A 22,721-nucleotide genomic window follows, 5' to 3' on the forward strand; every position below is an offset into this window, starting at 1 on the left:
CGCACCTGACCAAGTAGTCGCCAACTGACCAAATATAACGCTATGCAGATCACAATCGCTCTGACCAAGGGCCGGATCCTCAAGGAAACCTTGCCGTTGTTGGCGGAGGCCGGGCTGGAGCCCGCCGAGGATATCTCTACCAGCCGCAAGCTGATTTTTCCTACCAACCAGCCGCACGTGCGGTTGCTGATCCTGCGCGGGTCCGACGTACCCACTTACGTTCAGCATGGCGCGGCGGATATCGGGGTTGCCGGCAAGGATAATCTGCTGGAGCACGACGACAGCAATATTTACGAGCCCCTGGATCTCAATATTGCCCGTTGCCGATTGATGACAGCGGGTATCAAAGGCGCATCCCTGCCTCAGGGACGTATCAAGGTGGCGACCAAGTTCGTGCAGTCCGCGAAACAGTTTTACGCGGCGCAGGGGCGTCAGGCGGATATCATCAAACTCTATGGCGCCATGGAGTTGGCGCCGCTGATGGATCTGGCCGACGAAATTGTCGATATCGTGGATACCGGCAATACCCTCAAGGCCAATGGATTGGAAGCGCGCGACAGTATTGCCGAGATCAGCAGTCGACTGATCGTCAATAAAGCGTCCATGAAGATGAAATATGCGCCTATCAGCGAGTTGATCGAGCGACTGTCTGCGGCAGTGGCCGCGAGAAGCGCGCAGGACCTCTGATCAGCGGATTCCAGTAAGGATAAAATGGCAGCTTCACCAGGCCTTGGTGATTCTGCTTTCGCATGTGCGGCGCCTCGATTGGCGAGGCCGCCCCGGACAGATACGGATATGATGAGCAAAACCATTCGTCGACTGGACGCCTCCAGTCGGGATTTTTCCACACAACTCGACGCACTTCTGGCCTGGGAGTCTGTGGCGGATTCTGCCGTTGAGGCCACGGTAGCGGAGATTCTTCAACAGGTGCGCGCTCGCGGCGATGCCGCGGTCATCGAGTACACCAATCGGTTCGATCGCCGCCAACTGACAACGGCGCGGGAGTTCTGCCTTGATAAGTCGGCACTAACCGCGGCACTGGAGCGGATTCCCGCTGAGTCGCGGCAGGCCCTGCAGTCTGCCGCAGACCGGGTGCGCAGCTATCACGAGCATCAGCTGCAGGCTTCCTGGCAGTATCAGGAGGAGGACGGCACCGTGCTCGGGCAGCAGATTTCGCCCATGGAGCGAGTGGGGATCTACGTGCCCGGCGGCAAGGCGAGTTACCCATCTTCCGTGTTGATGAACGCGATTCCCGCCAAAGTGGCGGGGGTGGACTGCGTGTCCATGGTGGTGCCAGCGCCGGACGACCAGCTCAATGACCTGGTGTTGGCGGCGGCCGCGATTGCCGGTGTAGACGAAGTGTTTACCATTGGCGGCGCCCAGGCGGTGGCGGCACTGGCTTACGGCAGTGAGTCGATTGGCCGTGTCGACAAGATCGTGGGCCCCGGCAACATTTTTGTTGCCGCAGCCAAGCGGGCGGTTTTCGGGCAGGTCGCTATCGATATGATTGCGGGCCCGTCAGAGATTCTGGTGATTTGCGATGGAAAAACCGATCCGGATTGGATTGCCATGGATCTGTTGTCCCAGGCGGAGCACGACGAGCAGGCGCAATCGATTCTGTTGAGCCCCAATGCCGCATTTCTCGATGCGGTTGCGGTGTCGCTGGAAAAGCTGTTGGCAGAACTGCCGCGTCGGGAAATTGCGGCGCAGTCCATTCGCGAGCGCGGTGCCCTGATCCAGGTGTCGGATATTGCGCAGGCGATCGAAGTCTCTAACCGCATTGCGCCGGAGCACCTGGAAGTTTCGGTCGATGCGCCGGAGCAGTATCTCCCCCAGATTCGCCACGCGGGCGCTATCTTCCTCGGCCGCCACACCGCAGAAGCTCTGGGGGATTACTGTGCGGGGCCCAACCACGTTCTGCCAACCAGCGGTACTGCGCGGTTCTCCTCACCACTCGGGGTCTACGACTTCCAGAAACGTAGCTCCATTATCTTCTGCTCCCCGGAAGGTGCGGACAAACTGGGGCGGATCGCCAGTACCCTCGCCAGAGGAGAGGGGCTGGATGCGCATGCGCGTTCGGCGGAATACCGGGTCGCCGAGGATTGATTGCTGTCGACAGACTACTGGCTTACTGAAAAACGCGCTGCGTCCGGGCACCCGCTCAGCTTCTCTTCTGAGGTTCAGGTCGCTCCGATACGGTGGCTTTGGTGGTGTGGACTTCCTGATCGCGGATAAAGGTGATGGTCACGGTCTCCCCCGGGCGCAAGGTGGCCATCGCCGCGACACCGTGTTTGCCGTCGTTGATCGGGGTGTCATTGATATGGGTGATCACATCTCCGGGTTGCAGTCCGGCCAGGTGCGCCGGCCCGTCGTTGTAAATTGATGTCACAATCACGCCATTGGTGGAGGCCAGGTTGAAGGAGCGCGCCAGCAGCGGGTTCAGTGTTTGTGCCTCGATCCCCAGCCAGCCCGGCACCACGCGCCCGAACTCGATAATGTCCTGCATGATTTTCAGGGCGATATTGGCGGGAATGGCGAAGCTGATCCCGCCGGCGGAGTCGGACTGGTTCAGAATCGAAGTGTTGATGCCCAGCAGCTTGCCCCGGGCATCGACCAGTGCGCCACCGGAGTTGCCGGGGTTCACCGCCGCGTCTGTCTGAATAAAGCTCTGAACCCCGTTCAGGTCCCGCCCGGTGGCGCTGATAATACCTTGTGTGACGGTTTGCCCGAGGCCGAAGGGGTTGCCGATCGCCAGCACCACATCCCCTACCTGAGCGTTTTCCGGATCACCCACCTCGATGGTGGTGAGTGCCGACATGTCGATCTTCAACACCGCCAGGTCAAAGTCTGCATCTGAACCGACGAATTTGACCGGTGCTTCCCGTCCGTCTGCCAGCAGTACCTTGATTGCCTCGGCACCGTAAATCAGGTGGTGGTTGGTGAGAATGTAGCCCTCATCATTGACGATAACACCCGAGCCGAGATTGGACTGCAGGCGTTCCTGCTGAGGGATGTTCAGTTGGTCCAGCAGGCGCCGGTACATGGGATGGTTGGCCATCGGGTGACGGCGCTGGGGCAGGCGTTGATTGGTATAGATATTGACCACTGCCGGCCCGGCCAGGTTGACCGCGCTGGCATAGGATAGCGGGGCCCGTGCTTCACTCGGGGTGGGGGCCGCGGTCTGGCCGCGCAAGTGGGGGAAAAGTATCAGCAAGGCTCCTGCGACGGCCAATCCTATAACAGCCGGAATGGCCCAGTCTTGCAGAAATCGTTGTATTTGCACCGGCAGCTCCTTCATTTGCCCTCATTATACGCATTCTGTTGCCGTGAAAGGACACCCTGGAGGCAATTCCCGGTATATCCATAGCACCAGTTGTTCTCAGGCGGTTGGCGTATAGCGCTTGGTGGTGCGCCGGTAATCCGTATAATGTGGCGCTCAAAGAAATGTGATTTAGGTATACTTTTCAGCAGGAGTCCCGAATGTCCCTGGTTCGTCCACACGGCAGTGAAGAGCTGCAACCCCGGTTTGTCTACGACAGCGAGCGCCACCAACAGTTGATGCACGAGGCGGAGTCCCTGCCGTCCATCGTGGTCAGTTCTGCGGCGGCGGCCAATGCCGTAATGCTGGGTGCCGGCTACTTCAACCCGCTGCAGGGCTACATGAACCTGGCGGATGCCCTGAGTGTGGCGGAGTCCCTGCACACCGCGGACGGTCTGTTCTGGCCGGTACCAGTAGTGAATGTGGTTGAAGATGCTTCCGCCATCGCTGGTGCCAAGCGCATCGCCCTGCGCGACCCGAACGTCGAAGGCAATCCGGTCATTGCGGTGATGGATGTGGAAGCCATCGAGACCATCGACGACGCGCAAATGAGTACCATCGTCGAGCAGGTATACGGCACCCAGGACGACAAGCACCCCGGTGTTGCGGCGTTCAAGAGCGCTGGCCGCCAGGTTATTTCGGGTCCGATCGAAGTGCTGAATTTCAGCTACTTCCAGACTGACTTTCCGGACACTTTTCGCACTGCCGTCGAGATTCGCAACGAGTTTGCCGAACACGGTTGGAGCAAGGTAGTTGCCTTCCAGACCCGCAACCCAATGCACCGTGCGCACGAAGAACTGTGCAAAATGGCGCTGGAAGGAGTAGGTGCCGATGGCGTGCTGATCCACATGCTGCTGGGTAAGCTGAAAGCCGGTGATATTCCCGCTCCGGTGCGCGATGCATCCATCCGCAAGATGGTGGAGGTTTACTTCCCGAAAAATTCCGTCATGGTGACCGGTTACGGTTTCGATATGCTGTATGCGGGCCCTCGCGAAGCGGTGCTGCACGCGGTATTCCGCCAGAATTGTGGCTGTAGCCACCTGATCGTCGGTCGCGACCACGCCGGCGTGGGTGATTACTACGGCGCCTTCGACGCCCAGACCATTTTCGATGAGAAGGTACCGGAAGGGGCACTGGAGATTGAAATCTTCCGCGCCGACCACACCGCCTACTCCAAGAAGCTGAACAAGGTAGTGATGATGCGCGATGTGCCGGATCACACCAAAGAGGACTTCATCCTGCTGTCTGGCACCAAAGTGCGCGAGATGCTGGGTAACGGTGTGGCACCGCCCCCGGAGTTCTCTCGTCCGGAAGTGGCGCAGATTCTGATGGATTACTATCAGAGCCTGTGATGCCAGAATCGGTGATAAGCCTGAGATATGAATCTCAGGCACAAAAAAAGGCGGGGTGACCCGCCTTTTTTTGTGCCTGCAGTTTGTGAGCTGCCTGCAGGCTGTGTGAACGTGCAGCGTTTAGCGATTGACCACCTGCTCGGTGTCGCCAATAGAAGCGGGCTCTTTGTCGAGGCCAAACTCTTCCGAGAGTGTGCCAGTGGTGCCAGGCTCCTTCGGGGCCCAGTCCCGCGGGGGGAGGACGCTCAGGTTGTCATCGTTTTCACTCAGCTGCCCGCTTCCGGCTTCCAGCATCTGGCGGCCGATGTCCTGACTGGACAGGCGCATGGCGCTGTTGGCCAGGTACTCGTGCACTTCGCGATAACTGTGAGTCAGGTTGTTGACCAGTTGCGATGTCTGGTCGAAGTGCTCGTTGACCTGTTGCTGGAAGTCCTCCAGCTTGGTGTTGGCCTCTTTGAGGCGGAGCTCCAGTTCCTGGGTGCGATCAACCGCATTTTGGCGATTGCGAGTGGCGAGAAATGCCAGCAGGGCGCCCAGGACCAGCCCGAGAACACCTACCAGAATCAAAACCGACGTTGAGTGCACAGCTACTTCCTCCTCAAATAAGTGGTGGCACCGACCATCCATGACGTTGCCTTATTATACGCGAATCCTCGCGCTTCGCGGTGATATTCGACCACGGAGTTTTGTGCCAAGTTGCGGCGGATTTGCTAAAGTGCGCGCCTTTACGCTCCTGGGGTACGCCCTGTCCTTTATAAGGTGGTTGCTTTTATGGTCGCGAATACGGACGGTCCACTCACGCCGATGCAGCGCTACGAGCGGGATCTGCAGCGCCCGGACTTTGTTGCTGACCCCGCGCAGCGCGCGGCGGTAGAGGAGCTTCAGGACCTGTATCTACGCCTCGTTGAGCGCAGTGAGAGCAGGGGGCGCAAAGGGTTTCTGTCGGGGCTGCGGGCGAGATTGCGCGGTGTCGAGCCCCCTGAAACGGGGCTTTATTTCTGGGGTGGCGTCGGCCGTGGCAAGACCTACCTGATGGATGCATTTTTCGAGGCATTGCCGTTTGCGCGCAAACAGCGCACGCACTTCCACCGTTTCATGCGCGATGTGCATCGTCAATTGAAGGCGCTGGCGGGCGAGAAAAACCCTCTGGAAAAAGTGGCAGATCGCGTCGCCGATCGGGCTCAGGTGTTGTGTTTTGACGAGTTCTTCGTCTCCGATATCACCGACGCCATGATTCTTGCCAATCTGCTGGAGGCCCTGTTCGCGCGTGGCGTTACCCTGGTAGCGACTTCCAATATCCAACCGCAGGGTCTGTATAAGGATGGTTTGCAGCGGGCACGCTTTCTGCCGGCCATTGATCTCCTGTTGCGTCACACGAAAGTCATCAACGTGGACAACGGGGTGGATTATCGTCTGCGCGCACTGGAAATGGCGGAGCTCTACCACAGCCCGCTGGATGAGGCCGCACAGCAGAGCCTCGAAAGCAGTTTTCACAGCCTGATGGTAGAGGGCTGTGAGGTGCGCGAGCTGGTGACGCTGGATATCGAGGGGCGACCTATTGTCGCCGAGAAGGTTGCCGACGATCTGGCCTGGTTCGAGTTTTCAGAACTGTGTGATGGCCCTCGGTCACAAAATGATTACATTGAGTTGGCGCGGGAATTCCAGACGGTATTGGTCGCCAATGTGCCGCAGTTTAACGAGCGCTCGGAGAGTCAGGCGCGCCGTTTTATCAATCTGGTGGATGAGTTCTACGACCGCTGCGTGAAGATGGTGATTTCAGCAGCGGCCCCGGTGGGGGAGTTGTATGCCGGTCGCCATTTGACATTTGAGTTCGAGCGCACGGTCAGTCGCCTGCAGGAGATGCAGTCCCGGGAGTATCTTGCCCGCGAGCACCGGCCCGAGTGAGGGCTGTGGGTGCCCGGAGTATGGGAAGCTCTGGTCAGTTGTTGAGCAACTTTTCTCTTGAAAAGGCCCGGGTGCTTATGTAGTATTCGCGCTCTTTTCGTGGGACGGCTCCATTCCCGGGGCCATATACAGGTGTTTTATAACATGAAGACTTACAGTGCCAAGCCGGAAGCGGTCACTCGCGACTGGTATATTGTTGACGCTGCGGACAAGACTCTCGGCCGTATTTCCGCCGAGATTGCTCACCGCCTGCGTGGCAAGCACAAGCCTGAATATACGCCCCACGTGGACACCGGTGACTACATCGTAGTGATCAACGCCGAGAAGGTTCGCGTGACCGGCAATAAGGCCAAAGACAAGATCTACCACAGCCACTCCGGCTACCCCGGTGGTCTTAAATCCATCAGCTTTGAGAAGCTGATCGACAAGGCGCCTGAGCGCACTATCCAAAGTGCGGTTAAAGGCATGCTCCCTAAAGGTCCGCTGGGCCGCGCCATGTTCAAGAAATTGAAGGTGTACAAGGGTAGCGAGCATCCTCACACGGCTCAGCAGCCGATTGAACTGTCGATCTAAACGGAAAGCATTCTCATGGCAACTACTCAATATTACGGTACCGGCCGTCGCAAGACCTCCACTGCTCGCGTATTTATCCAGCAGGGTGAGGGCAAAATCAGCGTCAACGGTCGTACTCTGGACGAATTCTTTGGTCGTGAAGTGGCTCGCATGATCGTGCGTCAGCCGCTGGAGCTGACCGACATGGTGGATAAATTTGACATTAACGTCACTGTGAAAGGTGGTGGTTCTTTCGGTCAGGCGGGTGCGATCCGTCACGGCCTGACCCGCGCCCTGATGCAGTACGACGAGTCTCTGCGTCAGCCGCTGCGCGCTGCTGGTTACGTGACTCGCGACGCGCGTGCCGTTGAACGGAAGAAAGTCGGTCTGCGCAAAGCGCGTAAGAAGCCGCAATTCTCCAAGCGTTAATTTTTGCTTATATTTCTGGCCCGGCAACAGCCGGGCTTTTTTTTGTCAGCTGTTCGCGCCTGTATCGAAAATGGTTGCTGTTGAGGTGCCTGTTGCCCATTGGCGATGGGGTTGCCGACGTTCGCTTCGGCTCCGCCTTGTATCAATTTGGCATTTTCTTTAACATTGCGCGAATTTCTATCCGCTCGTACTTGGGGTTTGGCCACTTTGTTCTATGGTCAGGCGAGCGGGCCAGTTGTAGGGGAGTTTCTGTTTTAAGTCTCTGATTTTGCGGCAGAAGTCTGCTTTCTGTCGTGCGGTTCCTCTGTTTTGTCTGGCTTTCGGCTCAGGCTTACCGGGGTGGCCGTGGCAGCGTTGCCTGGCGTGGAAGCCCTGAAGTGCCACCGTTGCGGCGTTGTGTAGATTTGAACAAGATTTCCAATTTTTGGGTTTGGGCCAGCAAGTTCCGGGGTTTGGGCTTTGGGACGCTGTGATGGGAGAAATACGTCATGAGTGATGACGGTGTAAATGTGGGGCGTCGCCGGTTCCTGACCGCTGCCACCTCTGTAGTAGGTGGTGCAGGTGCGGTTGGTGTCGCAGTACCTTTTGTCGCCTCCTGGAATCCGAGTGCCAAGGCCAAGGCTGCCGGCGCTCCGGTCAAATATAATATCAGCAAGCTTGAACCGGGCCAGATGGTTACCGTCGAATGGCGGGGCAAGCCTGTGTACGTTGTACGCCGTACGCAAGAGTCGCTGGATAATCTCTCCAAAGTGGATCCGCTATTGCGCGATCCCAAATCAGAAGAGTCCAAGCAGCCGGCGTACGTCAATCCGGAAAATCGCGCGATCAAACCGCAGACCCTGGTGCTGGTCGGCCTCTGCACCCACTTGGGCTGCGCGCCCATGTATCGCCCTGAAGTCGGCGCTGCGGACCTGGGCGGTGATGACTGGATGGGCGGGTTCTTCTGTCCCTGTCACGGCTCCAAATACGATATGGCGGGCCGCGTTTATAAAGGCGTACCCGCGCCGACCAATCTGGATGTTCCGCCTTACTCCTATGAGGGCGATGACGTCATTCTAATCGGCGTAGATCAGGAGGGCAGCGCATGAACTGGCTAACCGCATTGGGGGACTGGGTTGATCAGCGATTGCCGATTTACCGCGCCTGGGACACCCACATGGGCAAGTACTACGCGCCCAAGAACTTCAATTTCTGGTACTTCTTCGGCGTGCTGTCGATGCTGGTACTTGTCAACCAGCTGCTGACCGGCATCTGGCTGGTAATGAGCTACAACCCATCCGCAGAAGGTGCTTTTGCCTCTGTTGAATACATCATGCGTGATGTGGAAATGGGGTGGATCATTCGATATCTACACTCCACCGGCGCGTCGGCCTTCTTTGTGGTGGTGTATCTGCATATGTTCCGCGGTCTGATGTATGGCTCCTACAAGCCGCCGCGCGAGCTGGTGTGGATCTTCGGTATGTGCATCTACCTGGTGCTGATGGCCGAGGCGTTCATGGGGTATGTACTGCCCTGGGGGCAGATGTCCTACTGGGGAGCACAGGTGATCGTATCCCTGTTCGGGGCGATACCGGCGATTGGTGAAGACCTGGTGCAGTGGATTCGCGGTGACTACCTGATCTCCGGGATCACCCTGACCCGCTTTTTCTCTCTGCACGTGATTGCGCTGCCGCTGGTACTCGTTCTGCTGGTCGTGCTGCATATCCTGGCGTTGCACGAAGTGGGCTCCAATAACCCGGATGGCATTGAGATCAAGAAGAACAAAGATGAGAATGGTATTCCGAAAGATGGTGTACCTTTCCACCCGTACTACACTGTGCACGATCTGGTGGGTGTAGCGGTCTTCCTGTTCGCATTCTGTGTGGTCGTGTTCTTCTTCCCCGAGATGGGCGGCTTCTTCCTGGAGTACGCCAACTTCGAAGAGGCGAACCCGCTGAAGACGCCAGAGCACATCGCGCCGGTCTGGTACTTCACCCCCTTCTATGCGGTACTGCGTGCGGTGACTATAGATATCGGTCCGCTGACGGCCAAGTTCCTGGGTCTCGTGGCCATGGGTGCGGCGATTGCAGTACTGTTTGTCCTGCCCTGGCTCGACAAAAGCCCGGTACGGTCGATCCGTTACAAGGGTGTGCTGCCGAAGGTACTGCTGCTGGCGTTTGCGGCGATCTTTATCATCCTGGGCTATCTGGGTGTGAAATCGCCGACACCGGGACGTAACTTCCTCGCGCAGGTCGCGACGCTGTTCTACTTCGCGTTCTTCGTGACCATGCCCATCTGGTCCAACCCGCAGTCGCGCAAGGGGCTGGTGTCCTGGATTGTCAGTGGCGTATTCGCGGTGCTGTTCCTGTGGATGGCGGTGGTGAACTGGAAGGCAAGCCTGTTCGTTACCGTGTTGGGACTGGTATTCACCGCCCTGTTTGCGGCGCTGCCGTGGCTGACGGATCGCGATACCGTTCACCCGGAGCCGAGCCGTGTGACCAGCCCGTCTGGTAGCAAGAGCTTCATCCTGTTGGTGGGTGGCTTCATTGCGGTGTTCCTGATGGCGTTTGTGCCGATCAAGGCGGTAGGTGCTGAAAGCAGCGTCCAGCTGGACTATATCAATACCGACCTGCAGGATAAGCCTTCTCTGCAGCGTGGCGCCAAGTACTTCGTCAACTACTGTATGGGCTGTCACAGTGCCAACTTCTCCCGCTGGGGGCGCGTGGCGACGGATCTGGATATTCCTTCCGAGCTGATGCTGGACAATCTGGTACTGGGGGACGACAAGATCGGCAATTTGATGCAGATCTCCATGCGTCCGGACGATTCCAAGGTCTGGTTTGGTACCACACCGCCGGATCTGACACTGGTAGCCCGGGCCCGTTCTCCCGAGTGGCTGTACACTTATCTGCGCAGCTTCTACAAGGACGACAGCCGTCCTACCGGTGTGAACAACAAGGTCTTCCCCAACGTCGGTATGCCTCACGTACTGATGGAGCTGCAGGGGTTGCCGGAGTGTGCGCCGGGGCCCAAGCGTGACCACGGCCACATCGTGCGTGATGAAATGGGCAATCCGATCATGGATGCCAATTGCGGCAGCCTGAAGGTCGACAAGGTAAAGGGCTCCATGACGGATGTGGAGTATGATCAGGCAGTTTATGATCTGGTTAACTTCATGGAGTATATCGCCGAGCCCATGGCTGAAACCCGTAAGCGGGTCGGTTTCTATGTGCTGGCGTTCATCCTGGTATTCTTTGTTTTTGCCTGGCTGTTGAACCGCGAGTACTGGAAAGACGTACACCACTGAGCGGCCTGGGGTTAAATAATCGGGTGGAGGACTGCCGGTGCTACCGGTTCCTGTCCTGCCGCCCGTTTTGTATTTTGAGTGATGGCCGGTAATGATGCCGGCAACTAGATCGAGGTAGTTCCACAATGGGTGTGCCCACCAACAAGCGCTCCTCCATGACCTTCTTTTCTGATGGTCGTTGCCACTTAAGCCACCGGGTACGTATCGTGCTCGCGGAAAAGGGCGTATCTGTCGACATTATTGATGTCGATCCCGAAGACAAGCCTGCGGAACTCGCAGACCTCAACCCCTATAACTCCCTGCCAACCCTGGTAGACCGCGACCTGGTGCTGTTTGAAACCAAAGTCATGATGGAGTACCTGGACGAGCGTTTCCCGCACCCACCGCTGCTGCCGGTGTATCCGGTTGCCCGTGCCCAGAGTCGCCAGATCATGTATCGTATTGAGCGTGACTGGTGTCCGCTGGTAGAGAAGATTCTCTCCGGTGGCAAAGACGTGGCTGCAGCCCGCAAGGAGTTGCGTGACAGTCTGGTAGGTATCGCGCCGATGTTTACCGATCTGCCGTACTTCTTCAATGAAGAGTTCTCGCTGGTCGATTGCTGCATGGCACCACTGTTGTGGCGCCTGGAACAGTTCGAAATCGCGCTGCCAAAAACCAAGCAGGCCAAACCGCTGCTGGATTACATGGATCGCCTGTTTGCCCGCGAGGCATTCCAGCAGAGTCTGACCGAATTTGAGCGCGAAATGCGCTCGTGAGGTGCTGATTGAACAAGCCGTCTATGACCTCCAATCGCCCGTATCTGTTGCGGGCGTTTTACGAGTGGATAACCGATAACAAGTGCACGCCTTACTTGTTGGTGGATACCCACCTCCCGGGTGTACTGGTGCCGCAGCAACACGTGAATGAGGACGGTCAGATCGTTCTCAATGTGTCGGAGACCGCGGTACTTGGTTTGACCATGGACAACTACGCCATACGTTTCAATGCGCGTTTTGGCGGGGTGCCGACGGATATTCAGGTGCCGGTAGGTGCTGTGGTTGGAATCTACGCGCGGGAAAACGGACAGGGCATGGTGTTTGAGCCGGAAGAAACGCCGGAACCCCCGGAGCCCACGCCGCCTACCACGCTGAAAAAACCGGCCAAAAAACCCGCATTGCGCGTGGTCAAGTAAAAGGGAAAAGCGCGATCAGAGGCCTGGCTCCATCGGGCTTCTGATTGATTCTTGTCTCGCTCTCTCCTTTCCCGCCCGATAGTGTCTTGCCGCCAGTCCACCGGCCTGACGCTATCCTCGCTGGCGTAAAAATGTCGCCTGAATCCTGTTCTGGGTTGGTTAATTCCTGCGAATCTTCCGATACTGCAAACAGACTGTATTCAGGAGGGATCTCAGTGCGTTTACTCAGCCATACCATCGGTATCTTTACCAACCCGGACAAAGAGTGGCAGGCGATCCGCTCGGACAGGCACTCTTTCCTGCAGGTATTCTTGAGTCATGTGCCGATTCTGGCGCTGGTCCCCTGTATTGCGGGGTATATCGGCGTAACCCAGTTCGGGTTTGAGCTGGGGGGGCATCATTCGAAGTTGACGCCTGCCAGCGCGGGGACGTTGGCGCTGATCACCTATATCTCCCTGCTGGTGGGCATCTATCTGGTGGGTGAGTTTATCAACTGGATGGCCAAAGCCTACGGTGTCGAAGGGGATGAGTCTACCCGTCACTATGAGGGTACTGCATTGGCGGTTTTTGTTACCACTCCGGTATTACTCGCTGGAATCGTTCTTCTGTACCCCCACCTCTGGCTGGTAGTGACGGTTATGGGATTGGCTGCCATCTATTCGGTTTATCTCCTATATGAAGGCATTCCGATCCTGATGAATATGAGTAAGGAGCGTGCATTTCTTTACGCGAGCGCGGTTCTTACCATCGGGCTGGTGGGGATGGTTACCATGATGATCTGCTCTGTGATCTTGTGGAGTATGGGCGTTGGTCCGGTATATCAGCACAACTATTGACCACCACTGGCCCGGTTCAGCCGATTCCACGGGCAGTGATCCCACTGGACGTTGAAATTACCGACCTTGGGCCGTCGAGCCTGTCTGCGATGGCGCGTGGCTGCTCGACCTCTAGGGGCTGGGTAATCTCAGCGCGTACCACGGCGGCCAACAACAAGCGCCGAGCATCTTTTCAGCCTGTCTGTGCTGACTGGGCCACTGTCACGTTCTGCCTCCCTCAATTGCATGTATCAACACCCGGTACAGCGCTGACTCCCTGATTTCTATTTTGCCTTTGTTGCGGTGACCGAAGAGACCGGTGAACAGCACTGGAGGCAAGCGCTGTGGGTAAATGTTGCAGGTCATCACGGCATCGCTGAAGGCCTGGCGTCCTGTAAGCAAAAAATGGGAGATTGCCCCTCGTTATTCACATGGGGGATTTGCGCGAAAACGCAATACCTTGTTGCGACCAAAGACGGGTAGCCGCCCGGGTGTGGGCATCAGGTATAATCCGCGGCGACAAATCGATCGGGCGAGACCCAGTAGGCTGTAGGCGACGTCGCCCACCCACAGAATTCGGAGCAATCACACTATGAGCGATCAAAACCGGGACCCAGTGGTCATTGTTGGTATTTCGCGCACCCCGATGGGCGCCATGCAGGGCGCATTGTCTGCACTGAGCGCCCCGGAGCTGGGCGCTGCAGCGATTCGCGGTGCCTTGAACGATGCCGGGGTTGTGCCCGCAGATGTCAGTGAGGTGCTGATGGGTTGCGTGTTGCCGGCAGGGCTCGGTCAGGCGCCGGCACGTCAGGCCGCGTTGGGGGCCGGTATTCCCGAGGGCGTACCGACTACCACCGTCAATAAAGTGTGCGGCTCTGGAATGAAGACCGTGATGATGGCGCGCGATGCCCTGTTGGCGGGGGATGCCAAAGTTGTGGTGGCTGGCGGTATGGAAAGCATGAGTAATGCACCTTATCTGCTCCCCAAAGCCCGCTCTGGCATGCGCCTGGGCCACGGCGAGGTGCAGGATCATATGTTCACCGATGGCCTTGAGAATGCCTATGATGGCCAGTTGATGGGTAATTTTGCCGAAAGTACAGCGGACAAATACGGATTTACTCGCGAAGAGCAGGACGCCTTTGCGCTGGAGTCCCTGGCGCGTGCCAGTGCGGCGATTGAGCAGGGCAAATTTGAGCGCGAGATCTCCCCAGTGACTATCTGTAGTCGCAAGGGCGAAGTGGAAGTGACTGTGGACGAGGGCCCCGGCAGCGCGCGCCCGGACAAGATTCCGCAACTGAAGCCGGCTTTCCGCAAAGACGGTACCGTTACAGCGGCCAACGCCAGCTCCATTTCCGACGGCGCCGCCGCACTGGTCCTGATGCGCGAGAGTGAAGCCAGGCAGCGTGGCCTCAAGGTGCTGGCTGTGCTGCGTGGCCAGACCCAGTATGCGCAACAGCCGGAGTGGTTTACTACTGCACCGGTTTCAGCGATGAAGAGTGTGCTGGAAAAAGCCGGCTGGAGTGCCGAGGAGGTGGATCTGTTCGAGATCAACGAAGCCTTCGCCGTGGTAACCATGGCGGGTATGCGCGAGCTGAACCTGCCGCACGACAAAGTGAATGTTAACGGTGGTGCCTGTGCCCTTGGACACCCGTTGGGAGCGAGCGGTGCGCGGGTGATCGTGACATTGCTGGCCGCTTTGGAAAACCGCGATCTCAAGAAAGGCGTAGCGAGCCTGTGTATTGGCGGTGGTGAAGCGACGGCGATCGCCATCGAACGCGTTTAGGGCTTTATTCCCGCAATAAAAAACGGAAGCCTGAGCTTCCGTTTTTTATTGGTGTACTCTCTATTGGTGTGTTCGCTATTGGCCTATCCTCTTTTTCGGCACAGGTTAGCGCCGATCAAAGGAGCGCGGTGATCGGTCAGTCAATGTATTCGACGGCCTTCACTACCTTCTGTACTCCCCCCACACCGCGGGCAACTTCTGCCGCGTTCTCCGCTTCCTGCCGGGTCAGCAGTCCCATCAGGTAAACAACACCGTTCTCGGTCACCACCTTGATGCGGCTGCTGTCGACCTCTTTATCCGCCAGCAACACACTTTTTACCTTGGTGGTGAGCCAGGTATCGCTGGTACGGGCAAGTACCGATGTGTTGCCTCGCACCTGAATCTCGTTGTAGACCTGACGTACGGAGTGTACTTGTTGCGCGGTGCGACCGGCGAGGTTGCGCAGTTCGCTGTCTGGCACCTGGCCCGTTAGCAGGATGACGCCATTGAATGCGACAACGTCGATGTTGGCGGCTTTCAATCCCGGATGGGCTTTGCCTATATTGACGGTGGTGATGGTTTCCAGCTTCTGGTCATCAATGTAGGTGCCAAAGGAGCGCTCACCCGGATCAGGTTGAATCGGGCCATCGTGGGTGGCATCGAGAACTGTTGCGCAGCCAGTGAAAAGCGCAATCAGGCTGCCGGCCAGGCCGATGCGAAGTGCCCGGCGAAGAGGTGCGCGATGATTGTTCTGGTTCTGTGTCATTTTGTTGCGGTTTTGCATAGTGAATTTATTCCTCGTATCCGCCAAACAGGCTGCTGTCGATCAGGTCGCACAGACAGAAAATGGTCAGCAGGTGCACCTGGTGGACTTCTGGCGCAACCGTCGAAGGCACCAGCAATTCAATATCGTGTACGTCGAGCAGTGCGGTGCAGTCGCTGTCGCCTTCGCCTCCCGTCAGGGCTAGGACCCCCATATCGCGATCGTGGGCAGCGCGGATGGCCTGCACCAGATTGGAATCACTGCCATCTGTGCTGATGATGACCAGTAGATCGCCAGGCTGCCCCAGGGCGCGGATCTGACGGGCAAACGATTCGGCGCGGCCGTGATTGCGGGCCACCGTGCCGGTGGAGATTCCGTCGCCGTTCAGCGCCATTGCCGGCAAGCCGGGGCGTTCGCGTTCGTAACCGCCCAGCAGTTGCGCACAAAAACTTTGCGCGAGGCCGCCACTCAAGCCGTTGCCACAGATCAATAGTTTGTTTTCCGCGAGCAGAGTATGCACGATCATTTCGCTGGCTTCGGCAATCAATGGTGCCAAAAGTTCACCGGCGTTCATGGTGGCTTCGATGCTGTGGTGGAAGAGGGTTACGACTCTCTGTTCCATCGGTAATGCAGTTTCCTCTTGGCCGTGTTCATTGCCCGAATGCGTTGGCAATCCACTGTATGTGAAGATTTTCTTGCGCTTGCCCCAGTTGCTCAATGGCAATGACATCAAAGCGGCAGGGGCAGTCGAGCTTGCGATATTGCAGGTAACTGTTGGCCGTAGCCAGTAGTTTGCGTTGTTTGCGCTGGTCCACGCTGATGCCGGCCCCACCAAACCGGTTGCTGCGGCGAAAGCGTACTTCCACAAAAACCAGCGTGTTGCCATCCCGGGCGATAAGATCGATTTCGCCGAAACGACTGCTGAAGTTGCGTTCGACAATGGTCAGGCCCGCTGCACACAGGTGCTGTGCAGCGGTATCTTCCATTTGATTGCCAATTTCGGTGGTATCCATAAGAAATCCTTTTCCATGGTTTACGTTGTGCACTGCCCGATGACTGTCTCGGGTAATACGGGAAAAATCAGTGGTTGGCTGCGTCCAGGTTCGCCTCTCCTTGTGCCGGTGTTGTGGTGGATGTGATGGGTACCGGGGTGCCCTTCTCCATCTTGGCCCAGATCTGTTCCCGCACGATACGCCCGTCTACTGTCAGGCTCAGCGCGCCGGTAAGGCCGTAAACCTTCTGATCGGGGAACTGGCGCAGCATAGGCAAGCGCGGGTATAGACGGAAAGCGTCTGCACCCAGCGCGTACAGGCGGGCAAACGCCGGAGCCGGAGCCGCCTGTTGCACGATGTTCTGTCGTGTCTGGTTGTCCTCTTCGAACAGCCATGGCAATGCAGTAAAGCGCACCCCGTTGAGGTCCCGGTCCCGTCGCGGGTTGACGGTGCCGGAGAAGACCTGTGAGGTTGAGAATACTGGCAAGTCGCTGGCATAGAAGTATGACAGCATGGGCGTAATCTGGCGTGCTTCCTGAGGCTGGGCGAGCACAAACAGCATATCCACGTCGCCGCGCCGGCGCGGGGTGAACTTCAGTGGTGATAGCAGCTTGCTGCGCAGTGCGCGTTCGCGATTTTTGCTTTCATTGACCAGCAGTACATCGCTGATCAGCTGGGAAAAATTGCTGTTGTCGCGGTAATTCCGACTGACGCTGATGTGGCCACCGAGGCGATTCCACTCCTCGGTAAATGCCTTGACGCCGCGCTGCCCCCAGCTGGATTCCGGGGACAGGATCATCGCCTGGCGATGGCCCAGATGATATGCCTGCTGGGCCACTTGACGCGCCTCATCCTCAATCGCGAGGCCAAACTGCACCAGGTCATGGGTGAGGCGACCGGAGTCATCTCCCCATTCGCCGGCATAGTTCAAGGCCAGCGTCGGGATCGGCAGTTGTTCGGTGGCGAGCAGGTTGGCCACTTTATTTTTGTCCAGTGGCCCCACGATGGCCTGGGCACCGTTGTTTACTGCAGTCTGGTACACCTGCTCAAACGATTGATCAGTGCCGGTATCGTACACCTGTACCTGAGGGGTGGGCGCGCCGGCATCCAGGCTGCTGTAATAGGCGGCCATAAAACCGTCGCGAATAGCGCGACCAGCGGCGCCCAGGGAGCCGGACAGCGGCAGCAACAGGGCGACATTTTGCGCTCTCTGGTTTGCCAGCTGCTCCAACAGCTGCAGTGCCTGTGGCGGATGGCTGACTGCGGAATGGCCCGGCCACTGCTGGCGCCAGCGGCTCAGCGCGGTGAGCTGGGTGCTGATGTCGGTCTGGGTATTGCGGCCCAGCAGGGCCAGCTGGTACCAGGCCTGCAGTTGGGGATCTTGCGACTCCTCCGCGCGCTGGCGCAGTTCCTTCGACGGTAACTGAGTGAGCAACTGCCAGAAACCGTTATTGTTGGCGGTGATGGTCGCTTCGTCTTCGGCGATGGCGGCAATGCGCCGGCGCTCGGCGATACCACTGTCGATATCGCCCAGCAGGCTCCAGAGGTCGGCGCGCAGGTTGCGCAGGGGAAGCGCGGTTTCAACCGGCAGCTGGTACCAGGTTTGCTCAAGGCGTGGGGCACTGACAAGGTCCAGCGCCTGAAAGAATTCGTCCTCTTCGCTCAACAGTTCGCCATAGACATGGGCGTAACGGGCATACTCGGTATCGGTCAACTGCTCCGGGTCGATCGCGGTGGCGGCCTGTTTGGCCGTCGTTTTATCTCCCAATGTGTATAGAATGTCCGCCGCCTGCAGTTGCAGCTGGTCTTTTTGCGGAGACTGCGCCTCGCGCGCGCTGCTCAGCAGGGCGACGGCGTTCTGGCGGCTGGCGACCGCTGTGCCGGCCTGGGTCGTACTCTGCACGCCGGGCTGGGTGCTCTGGGTCTGGCAGCCGGCCAGCGCCAAAGTCAGCAGGCTGGCGGCGACGCCGTGAATCAGGGGTGTGCGCCGGATGAGGGCGGGCATATTCTTCTCCCACAAAACTTATTCTGGAGTGAACTATGGGGCTGGATAAAGCGGTGCTTTATGTCGTCGCGACGCCCATCGGGAATCTGGCGGATATGGTACCGCGAGCGGTGGAAATTCTACAGTGCGCTGATCTGGTGGCCGCGGAAGACACCCGTCACAGTCAGCGACTTTTCTCCCATTTCGATATCGACACGCCGCTGGTGGCCTACCATGACCACTCGGATGACCAGCGTACCGCAAGGCTTCTGGAGAAGCTGGAAGCCGGGCAGACGGTGGCTCTGATCTCCGATGCCGGTACGCCGCTGATCTCTGACCCCGGATACCGACTGGTGCGGGAGGCGCGCGAGCGGGGATTCCAGGTGGTGCCGATACCGGGTGCCTGTGCCTTCGTGGCCGCACTGAGCGCGGCGGGTCTGCCCAGTGATCGGTTCAGTTTTGAGGGGTTCCTGCCCGCCAAGTCGCAGGCAAGAGAGAAGGCGTTGGCCAAGCTCGCAGCGGAAGAGCGCACCATGATCTTCTATGAGGCCCCGCACCGGGTGGTGGATACGCTGGAGGCCATGCGCGGTGTTTTCGGTAGCGAGCGGGAGGCCGTTATTGCGCGAGAGCTGAGCAAGGCCTTTGAGACCATCCGCCTGATGCCGCTGGCGGCGCTGGTTGACTGGGTGCGCGCCGACCGTAATCAGCAGCGGGGAGAGATCGTACTCCTGGTGCGGGGCGCAGAAACCGGCAAGGACTCAGAGCTGGATGAGGAATCCCGTCGCGTGATGCAGATCCTGATGGCGGAGCTGCCACCGAAACGCGCGGCGGCGCTGGCGGCGGAGATTACCGGGGTTAACAAGAAGGTGTTGTATAACTGGTCACTGACAGAGAAGGAAGGGTAGCGAAGAGGCTGCTCCCTTTTTCTTCTTGCATTCACAGAGGGGGCTGATTAATCTTCGCGCCGAGTCAGCCAGGCAATCGCTGTGTCACTGCTTTCGGGTGGTGGTGTGGAGGAAAGTCCGGGCTCCATAGGGTGGAACGCCAGGTAACGCCTGGGGGGCGCGAGCCTACGGAAAGTGCAGCAGAGAGTAGACCGCCGATGGCCTTTCGGGGCACAGGTAAGGGTGAAAGGGTGCGGTAAGAGCGCACCGCGCGACTGGCAACAGTTCGCGGCACGGTAAACCCCGTTCGGAGCAAGACCAAATAGGCCCCCTTTAGCGAAAGCTAGCAGGTGTGACCCGCACTGGGGGCGGGTAGGTCGCTTGAGGTGTGTGGCGACACGCATCCCAGATGAATGATTGTCCGCGACAGAACCCGGCTTATCGGCTGACTCGCCTAATTCCAACGTCTGGCCAGTGCGACGCTTGCGCCACTGGTTAGTGGTCCATGGGAACTGTGGTTCAACTTTCCGCATGGGCCGCCAGCCGGGTTTTAATTGCCTTCCCTGGCAGTACGTCCGTGTATCTTCCGGTTATCCAATTCTTTGCTGTCTGGAGCCTTGCTGCGGTTTATTTTTGCAGCAGCAGGCCGCACTCGCGGTGTTCTTCCCCTTTGGTGGGGTCAAAGTAGACGTCGTTGTCTGGCAGGTCGTGCTCGTACACATACTCTTCCACGTCGATCTCTTTGAGGTGGAACATGGGTGCGACGCGGATGGTGCCGTGGTTACCCGGGGTAAAAATGTCTAGGCCCTTGCGGTGTGCATTCTGGTCGTGACGAATACCATTCAGCCACACATCCGGCTTCAACTCCTGCATTGCGCGATTGAACGGCTCCAGTTTTACCGTGCGCGAGAAAAAGTCGTGCTCCGGCGTGTCCAGCTCTGGAATGCCGCCGTAGACGGCGTTGTAGTGCGCTGCCGACATCTTGGGAGAGAAGGTGTAAAGATTCAGGTCGAGCAGCTTGATCACGCGCTCAATATGGCGGTAAGTCTCCGGGGTGTTGTACCCGTGGTCGACCCAGATTACCGGGATATCCGGCTTGGCATTGGTGATCAGGTGCAGAAAAGCCACCGCCAGAGGGCGGAAGTTGGTGAATACCACCGGGTTGACCGCTTCGCTCACAGTGAACTGCATGATTTCACTGGGACGGGCATCCTTGAAGCGCTGGTTGAGAGGGGCCAGATCGGCGCCCTGATAAAAAGTCCGCTCCCCGGTCGCTGAAAATGCCTGTTTGCCCAGTCCTGCCGATAAGCCCATGGGTAGATCCCGCTCAATAATTGAATACGGTAAAGCTACAGTGAGTTTGATCGGGTGAAAAATAATAAAAGCTGATTTTTATATGTCGCGATGTTCTAAGCTGCTCGGCAGCGTGTACGTCTGGCGCTCGACTCACTCCTTTATCTTCTTGGATAAGTCTGCGGGCGGCTGGTCCAGCGCCTGCTATTCTGCGCTGTCTGACGTTATTTTTGTTCTTCGGTGAAGCCTGCCCGTTAGTGCCCGCTTACTTTTCCGTGACTCCTTGGTTATCAGTGCGCTCTCAGTGAAAGTTAAAGTAACTTCTCAGTTGATGTGAGTAAGTACTTGCCCTGTTGTGCAATTATTTTCCATTTTTTCTGGTTGAAATGTGAACACTTCGCCTGCAGGCCGCGAAATTACTGGGATCTGTGCCTCTTCCCGGCCGGGAATTTCTTGACTTTATGCGGCTCAGATTTATAGTGTTCAGAGTGGTGAAAAGTGGAGATTTGTGGGTTGAAGTGGATTTATTGTGGTTGTGAGTGGTTGATCACGTCCCTTCGCTGAAAAACGCGCAAATTTTCACCGTTTTCGAGCGCTGAGGTGTCACTGAATACTTTTCAGCCCTCGACGGGATAAATGCAGGCGGTTTGGCAACAGGCTTCAGGGATACCCTGAGTCGGGGAGCACTGAGAAAGCACCGTGTATCTGGGAAGTCACGCAATCAATATGGACGCCAAGGGGCGTCTGGCCATTCCGGCACGGGTCAGGGACTCGCTGTTGGAAGATTGTGGTGGCCGGCTGGTAGTGACCGCGCACACCGAAGAGCGCTGTTTGCTGGTATACCCGGAGGCCCAGTGGCAGGAAATCCTGCCCAAGATCGAGGCGCTGTCGAGTTTCAACAAGGTCGCCCGACGCGCCCAGCGCCTGTTGATCGGTTACGCCTGTGAGCTGCAGGTGGATGGCAACGGTCGTGTGCTGATTCCGCCCACCCTGCGTGAATACGCGGGCCTGGAAAAGAAACTGATGCTGGTAGGGCAGGGCAAGAAGCTTGAGCTCTGGAGTGAAGACCGCTGGATGGAATGGCTGGATGACAGCGAAGGCGATGGCGAGATGCCGGAAGAGATGGCTTCCCTGTCCCTTTGATGTTTCGTATCGGTATTTCGCGTCGATGTTTCTTACCAGTGTTTCGCACCGATGTTTCGACCAATGGTGTGTTGCCATTGACCCATTGAATTTACCCCAGGAGAAACCGGGTGTCTCAGGATCTGCATCGCAGTGTGTTGTTAAGCGAAGCCGTCGATGCCCTGGTGGTGGATCCCGACGGTTTTTATATCGATGGCACCTTCGGGCGCGGTGGGCATAGTCGTCTGATTGTCGAGCGCCTGAGTGACCGGGGGAAACTGGTGGCTGTGGATAAGGATCCACAGGCGATCGATTACGCCCGGGAGCGCTTCGCTAACGAGTCGCGCTTTGCAATATGGCACGGCTCGTTCGCCGATATGGATCGCGCGGCGGAGGAAGTGGCTGGGCAGTCGGAAGCAGTGGCTACAGGCATTCTGCTGGATCTCGGCGTTTCGTCCCCGCAGCTGGATCAGGCGGAGCGCGGTTTCAGTTTCAGGCAGGATGGCCCCCTGGATATGCGTATGGACACCAGTCGCGGCATCAGCGCCGCGGACTGGGTGAATAGCGAATCCGAAGCCGAGATGGCACGGGTGTTCAAGGAATATGGTGAGGAGCGTTTTGCGCGCCGAATGGCAGGGGCCATCGCGCGGCGACGCCAGGACAAGCCCTTCTCGCGCACGCTGGACCTGGCCGAAGTCGTCAAGGCCGCCAATCCGGCCTGGGAGAAAGGCAAGCACCCGGCTACCCGGGTATTTCAGGCTATCCGGATTCATGTCAACGGCGAGCTGGAAGACCTGCAGCTGGCGTTGAAGAAATCACTCGCATTGCTGAAGCCCGGTGGCCGGCTGGTGATTATCAGCTTCCACTCACTGGAAGACCGGATCGTGAAACGGTTTATCCGCGAACAGGAGCGCGGCCCTCAGTTGCCCCGTGGGTTGCCGGTGATGGAGAGCCAGATTCAAAAGACGTTGCGCTCCGTAGGCAAACCCGTAAGGGCCGAGGCCAGTGAAGTGGACGATAACACCCGCTCCCGCAGTGCGGTGATGCGGATTGCGGAAAAGCTGGGCGAGTAAGCCAGAAGGCAGGAGAACA

The 22,721-nt window shown here is 57.9% G+C and carries 22 protein-coding genes and 1 other RNA gene; 16 read left to right on the plus strand and 7 right to left on the minus strand.

Annotation, left to right across the window (positions count from 1 at the left end):
• Positions 1–42: 42 nt before the first annotated feature.
• Together hisG and hisD are read left to right on the plus strand one after the other, a co-directional pair.
• Complete coding sequence (hisG, locus tag LPW13_RS02725; protein ID WP_230437917.1) at positions 43–687, plus strand: ATP phosphoribosyltransferase; 645 nt, start codon at positions 43–45, stop codon at positions 685–687.
• A 108-nt stretch (positions 688–795) separates the two neighbouring features.
• A complete protein-coding gene (gene hisD / locus LPW13_RS02730; RefSeq protein ID WP_230437918.1) occupies positions 796–2,106 on the plus strand; it encodes a histidinol dehydrogenase in 1,311 nt (436 codons plus the stop codon).
• Positions 2,107–2,161: 55 nt separating this feature from the next.
• Here hisD and LPW13_RS02735 read toward each other — a convergent pair whose 3' ends face one another.
• Positions 2,162–3,283, minus strand: coding sequence for a S1C family serine protease (locus LPW13_RS02735; protein WP_230437919.1), 1,122 nt, complete (start codon positions 3,281–3,283; stop codon positions 2,162–2,164).
• Between the two features lie 197 nt (positions 3,284–3,480).
• Here LPW13_RS02735 and sat point away from each other — a divergent pair, with 197 nt between their 5' ends.
• Positions 3,481–4,671 (plus strand): sulfate adenylyltransferase, encoded by a 1,191-nt coding sequence (gene sat / locus LPW13_RS02740; protein WP_230437920.1) that lies wholly within the window; start codon positions 3,481–3,483, stop codon positions 4,669–4,671.
• 120 nt (positions 4,672–4,791) lie between these two features.
• Here the strand turns inward: sat and LPW13_RS02745 are convergent, their stop codons facing one another.
• Entirely contained in the window at positions 4,792–5,256 is a 465-nt protein-coding gene (locus LPW13_RS02745) for a YhcB family protein (RefSeq protein ID WP_230437921.1), read from the minus strand.
• Positions 5,257–5,442: 186 nt separating this feature from the next.
• On the opposite strand from LPW13_RS02745, the gene zapE reads away from it, so the two are divergent.
• The 9 genes from zapE (at position 5,443) to LPW13_RS02790 (ending at position 14,612) form a co-directional block, all read left to right on the plus strand.
• The gene (zapE, locus tag LPW13_RS02750; RefSeq protein ID WP_230437922.1) at positions 5,443–6,576 is read left to right on the plus strand and encodes a cell division protein ZapE; all 1,134 of its coding nucleotides are present in this window, start codon (positions 5,443–5,445) and stop codon (positions 6,574–6,576) included.
• 144 nt (positions 6,577–6,720) lie between these two features.
• Positions 6,721–7,149 (plus strand): 50S ribosomal protein L13, encoded by a 429-nt coding sequence (rplM, locus tag LPW13_RS02755; RefSeq protein ID WP_161859166.1) that lies wholly within the window; start codon positions 6,721–6,723, stop codon positions 7,147–7,149.
• A gap of 15 nt (positions 7,150–7,164) precedes the next feature.
• Complete coding sequence (gene rpsI / locus LPW13_RS02760) at positions 7,165–7,557, plus strand: 30S ribosomal protein S9 (protein ID WP_230437923.1); 393 nt, start codon at positions 7,165–7,167, stop codon at positions 7,555–7,557.
• 488 nt (positions 7,558–8,045) lie between these two features.
• A complete protein-coding gene (petA, locus tag LPW13_RS02765; RefSeq protein ID WP_230437924.1) occupies positions 8,046–8,645 on the plus strand; it encodes a ubiquinol-cytochrome c reductase iron-sulfur subunit in 600 nt (199 codons plus the stop codon).
• Entirely contained in the window at positions 8,642–10,843 is a 2,202-nt protein-coding gene (locus LPW13_RS02770; RefSeq protein WP_230437925.1) for a ubiquinol-cytochrome c reductase, read from the plus strand. Before petA ends, LPW13_RS02770 begins: the two co-directional genes overlap by 4 nt.
• Before the next feature lie 125 nt (positions 10,844–10,968).
• Positions 10,969–11,598 carry a glutathione S-transferase N-terminal domain-containing protein gene (locus LPW13_RS02775; protein ID WP_230437926.1) on the plus strand — a complete coding sequence of 210 codons (630 nt, stop codon included), beginning with the start codon at positions 10,969–10,971 and terminating at the stop codon, positions 11,596–11,598.
• 23 nt (positions 11,599–11,621) lie between these two features.
• Positions 11,622–12,014, plus strand: coding sequence for a ClpXP protease specificity-enhancing factor (locus tag LPW13_RS02780; protein WP_230437927.1), 393 nt, complete (start codon positions 11,622–11,624; stop codon positions 12,012–12,014).
• 215 nt (positions 12,015–12,229) lie between these two features.
• A complete protein-coding gene (locus tag LPW13_RS02785; protein WP_230437928.1) occupies positions 12,230–12,850 on the plus strand; it encodes a Yip1 family protein in 621 nt (206 codons plus the stop codon).
• Positions 12,851–13,421: 571 nt separating this feature from the next.
• On the plus strand, positions 13,422–14,612 hold the full coding sequence (locus tag LPW13_RS02790) for an acetyl-CoA C-acyltransferase (RefSeq protein WP_230437929.1): 1,191 nt from the start codon (positions 13,422–13,424) through the stop codon (positions 14,610–14,612).
• A 136-nt stretch (positions 14,613–14,748) separates the two neighbouring features.
• Here the strand turns inward: LPW13_RS02790 and LPW13_RS02795 are convergent, their stop codons facing one another.
• From LPW13_RS02795 to LPW13_RS02810, 4 genes are all read right to left on the minus strand, one after another.
• The gene (locus LPW13_RS02795; protein WP_230437930.1) at positions 14,749–15,375 is read right to left on the minus strand and encodes a BON domain-containing protein; all 627 of its coding nucleotides are present in this window, start codon (positions 15,373–15,375) and stop codon (positions 14,749–14,751) included.
• Between the two features lie 7 nt (positions 15,376–15,382).
• Positions 15,383–15,976, minus strand: a complete 594-nt coding sequence (locus LPW13_RS02800) for an SIS domain-containing protein (protein ID WP_230437931.1) — start codon at positions 15,974–15,976, stop codon at positions 15,383–15,385.
• A gap of 28 nt (positions 15,977–16,004) precedes the next feature.
• Entirely contained in the window at positions 16,005–16,367 is a 363-nt protein-coding gene (locus LPW13_RS02805) for a YraN family protein (RefSeq protein ID WP_230437932.1), read from the minus strand.
• Positions 16,368–16,434: 67 nt separating this feature from the next.
• Entirely contained in the window at positions 16,435–18,351 is a 1,917-nt protein-coding gene (locus LPW13_RS02810; RefSeq protein WP_230437933.1) for a penicillin-binding protein activator, read from the minus strand.
• Between the two features lie 35 nt (positions 18,352–18,386).
• Between LPW13_RS02810 and rsmI the strand changes: the two genes are divergently transcribed.
• Positions 18,387–19,235, plus strand: a complete 849-nt coding sequence (gene rsmI / locus LPW13_RS02815) for a 16S rRNA (cytidine(1402)-2'-O)-methyltransferase (RefSeq protein WP_230437934.1) — start codon at positions 18,387–18,389, stop codon at positions 19,233–19,235.
• Positions 19,236–19,295: 60 nt separating this feature from the next.
• An RNA gene (rnpB, locus tag LPW13_RS02820) (RNase P RNA component class A) lies at positions 19,296–19,671 on the plus strand.
• Positions 19,672–19,841: 170 nt separating this feature from the next.
• On the opposite strand, the gene LPW13_RS02825 is transcribed toward rnpB, so the two are convergent.
• On the minus strand, positions 19,842–20,528 hold the full coding sequence (locus LPW13_RS02825; RefSeq protein WP_230437935.1) for a phosphoadenosine phosphosulfate reductase domain-containing protein: 687 nt from the start codon (positions 20,526–20,528) through the stop codon (positions 19,842–19,844).
• 678 nt (positions 20,529–21,206) lie between these two features.
• Here LPW13_RS02825 and mraZ point away from each other — a divergent pair.
• Together mraZ and rsmH are read left to right on the plus strand one after the other, a co-directional pair.
• Complete coding sequence (gene mraZ, locus LPW13_RS02830; protein ID WP_230437936.1) at positions 21,207–21,650, plus strand: division/cell wall cluster transcriptional repressor MraZ; 444 nt, start codon at positions 21,207–21,209, stop codon at positions 21,648–21,650.
• 110 nt (positions 21,651–21,760) lie between these two features.
• Complete coding sequence (rsmH, locus tag LPW13_RS02835; protein WP_230437937.1) at positions 21,761–22,702, plus strand: 16S rRNA (cytosine(1402)-N(4))-methyltransferase RsmH; 942 nt, start codon at positions 21,761–21,763, stop codon at positions 22,700–22,702.
• Positions 22,703–22,721 lie beyond the last annotated feature (19 nt).

The organism is Microbulbifer celer (genome assembly GCF_020991125.1).
GTDB lineage: Bacteria > Pseudomonadota > Gammaproteobacteria > Pseudomonadales > Cellvibrionaceae > Microbulbifer > Microbulbifer celer.

What these genes read in the sequence shown, in the direction of transcription:
- hisG (WP_230437917.1), top strand. Translation starts at nt 43, where the DNA reads ATGCAGATCACAATCGCTCTGACCAAGGGCCGGATCCTCAAGGAAACC.
- hisD (WP_230437918.1), top strand. Translation starts at nt 796, where the DNA reads ATGATGAGCAAAACCATTCGTCGACTGGACGCCTCCAGTCGGGATTTT.
- sat (WP_230437920.1), top strand. Translation starts at nt 3,481, where the DNA reads ATGTCCCTGGTTCGTCCACACGGCAGTGAAGAGCTGCAACCCCGGTTT.
- zapE (WP_230437922.1), top strand. Translation starts at nt 5,443, where the DNA reads ATGGTCGCGAATACGGACGGTCCACTCACGCCGATGCAGCGCTACGAG.
- rplM (WP_161859166.1), top strand. Translation starts at nt 6,721, where the DNA reads ATGAAGACTTACAGTGCCAAGCCGGAAGCGGTCACTCGCGACTGGTAT.
- rpsI (WP_230437923.1), top strand. Translation starts at nt 7,165, where the DNA reads ATGGCAACTACTCAATATTACGGTACCGGCCGTCGCAAGACCTCCACT.
- petA (WP_230437924.1), top strand. Translation starts at nt 8,046, where the DNA reads ATGAGTGATGACGGTGTAAATGTGGGGCGTCGCCGGTTCCTGACCGCT.
- LPW13_RS02770 (WP_230437925.1), top strand. Translation starts at nt 8,642, where the DNA reads ATGAACTGGCTAACCGCATTGGGGGACTGGGTTGATCAGCGATTGCCG.
- LPW13_RS02775 (WP_230437926.1), top strand. Translation starts at nt 10,969, where the DNA reads ATGGGTGTGCCCACCAACAAGCGCTCCTCCATGACCTTCTTTTCTGAT.
- LPW13_RS02780 (WP_230437927.1), top strand. Translation starts at nt 11,622, where the DNA reads ATGACCTCCAATCGCCCGTATCTGTTGCGGGCGTTTTACGAGTGGATA.
- LPW13_RS02790 (WP_230437929.1), top strand. Translation starts at nt 13,422, where the DNA reads ATGAGCGATCAAAACCGGGACCCAGTGGTCATTGTTGGTATTTCGCGC.
- LPW13_RS02795 (WP_230437930.1), bottom strand. Translation starts at nt 15,375, where the DNA reads ATGCAAAACCGCAACAAAATGACACAGAACCAGAACAATCATCGCGCA.
- LPW13_RS02800 (WP_230437931.1), bottom strand. Translation starts at nt 15,976, where the DNA reads ATGGAACAGAGAGTCGTAACCCTCTTCCACCACAGCATCGAAGCCACC.
- LPW13_RS02805 (WP_230437932.1), bottom strand. Translation starts at nt 16,367, where the DNA reads ATGGATACCACCGAAATTGGCAATCAAATGGAAGATACCGCTGCACAG.
- LPW13_RS02810 (WP_230437933.1), bottom strand. Translation starts at nt 18,351, where the DNA reads ATGCCCGCCCTCATCCGGCGCACACCCCTGATTCACGGCGTCGCCGCC.
- rsmI (WP_230437934.1), top strand. Translation starts at nt 18,387, where the DNA reads ATGGGGCTGGATAAAGCGGTGCTTTATGTCGTCGCGACGCCCATCGGG.
- LPW13_RS02825 (WP_230437935.1), bottom strand. Translation starts at nt 20,528, where the DNA reads ATGGGCTTATCGGCAGGACTGGGCAAACAGGCATTTTCAGCGACCGGG.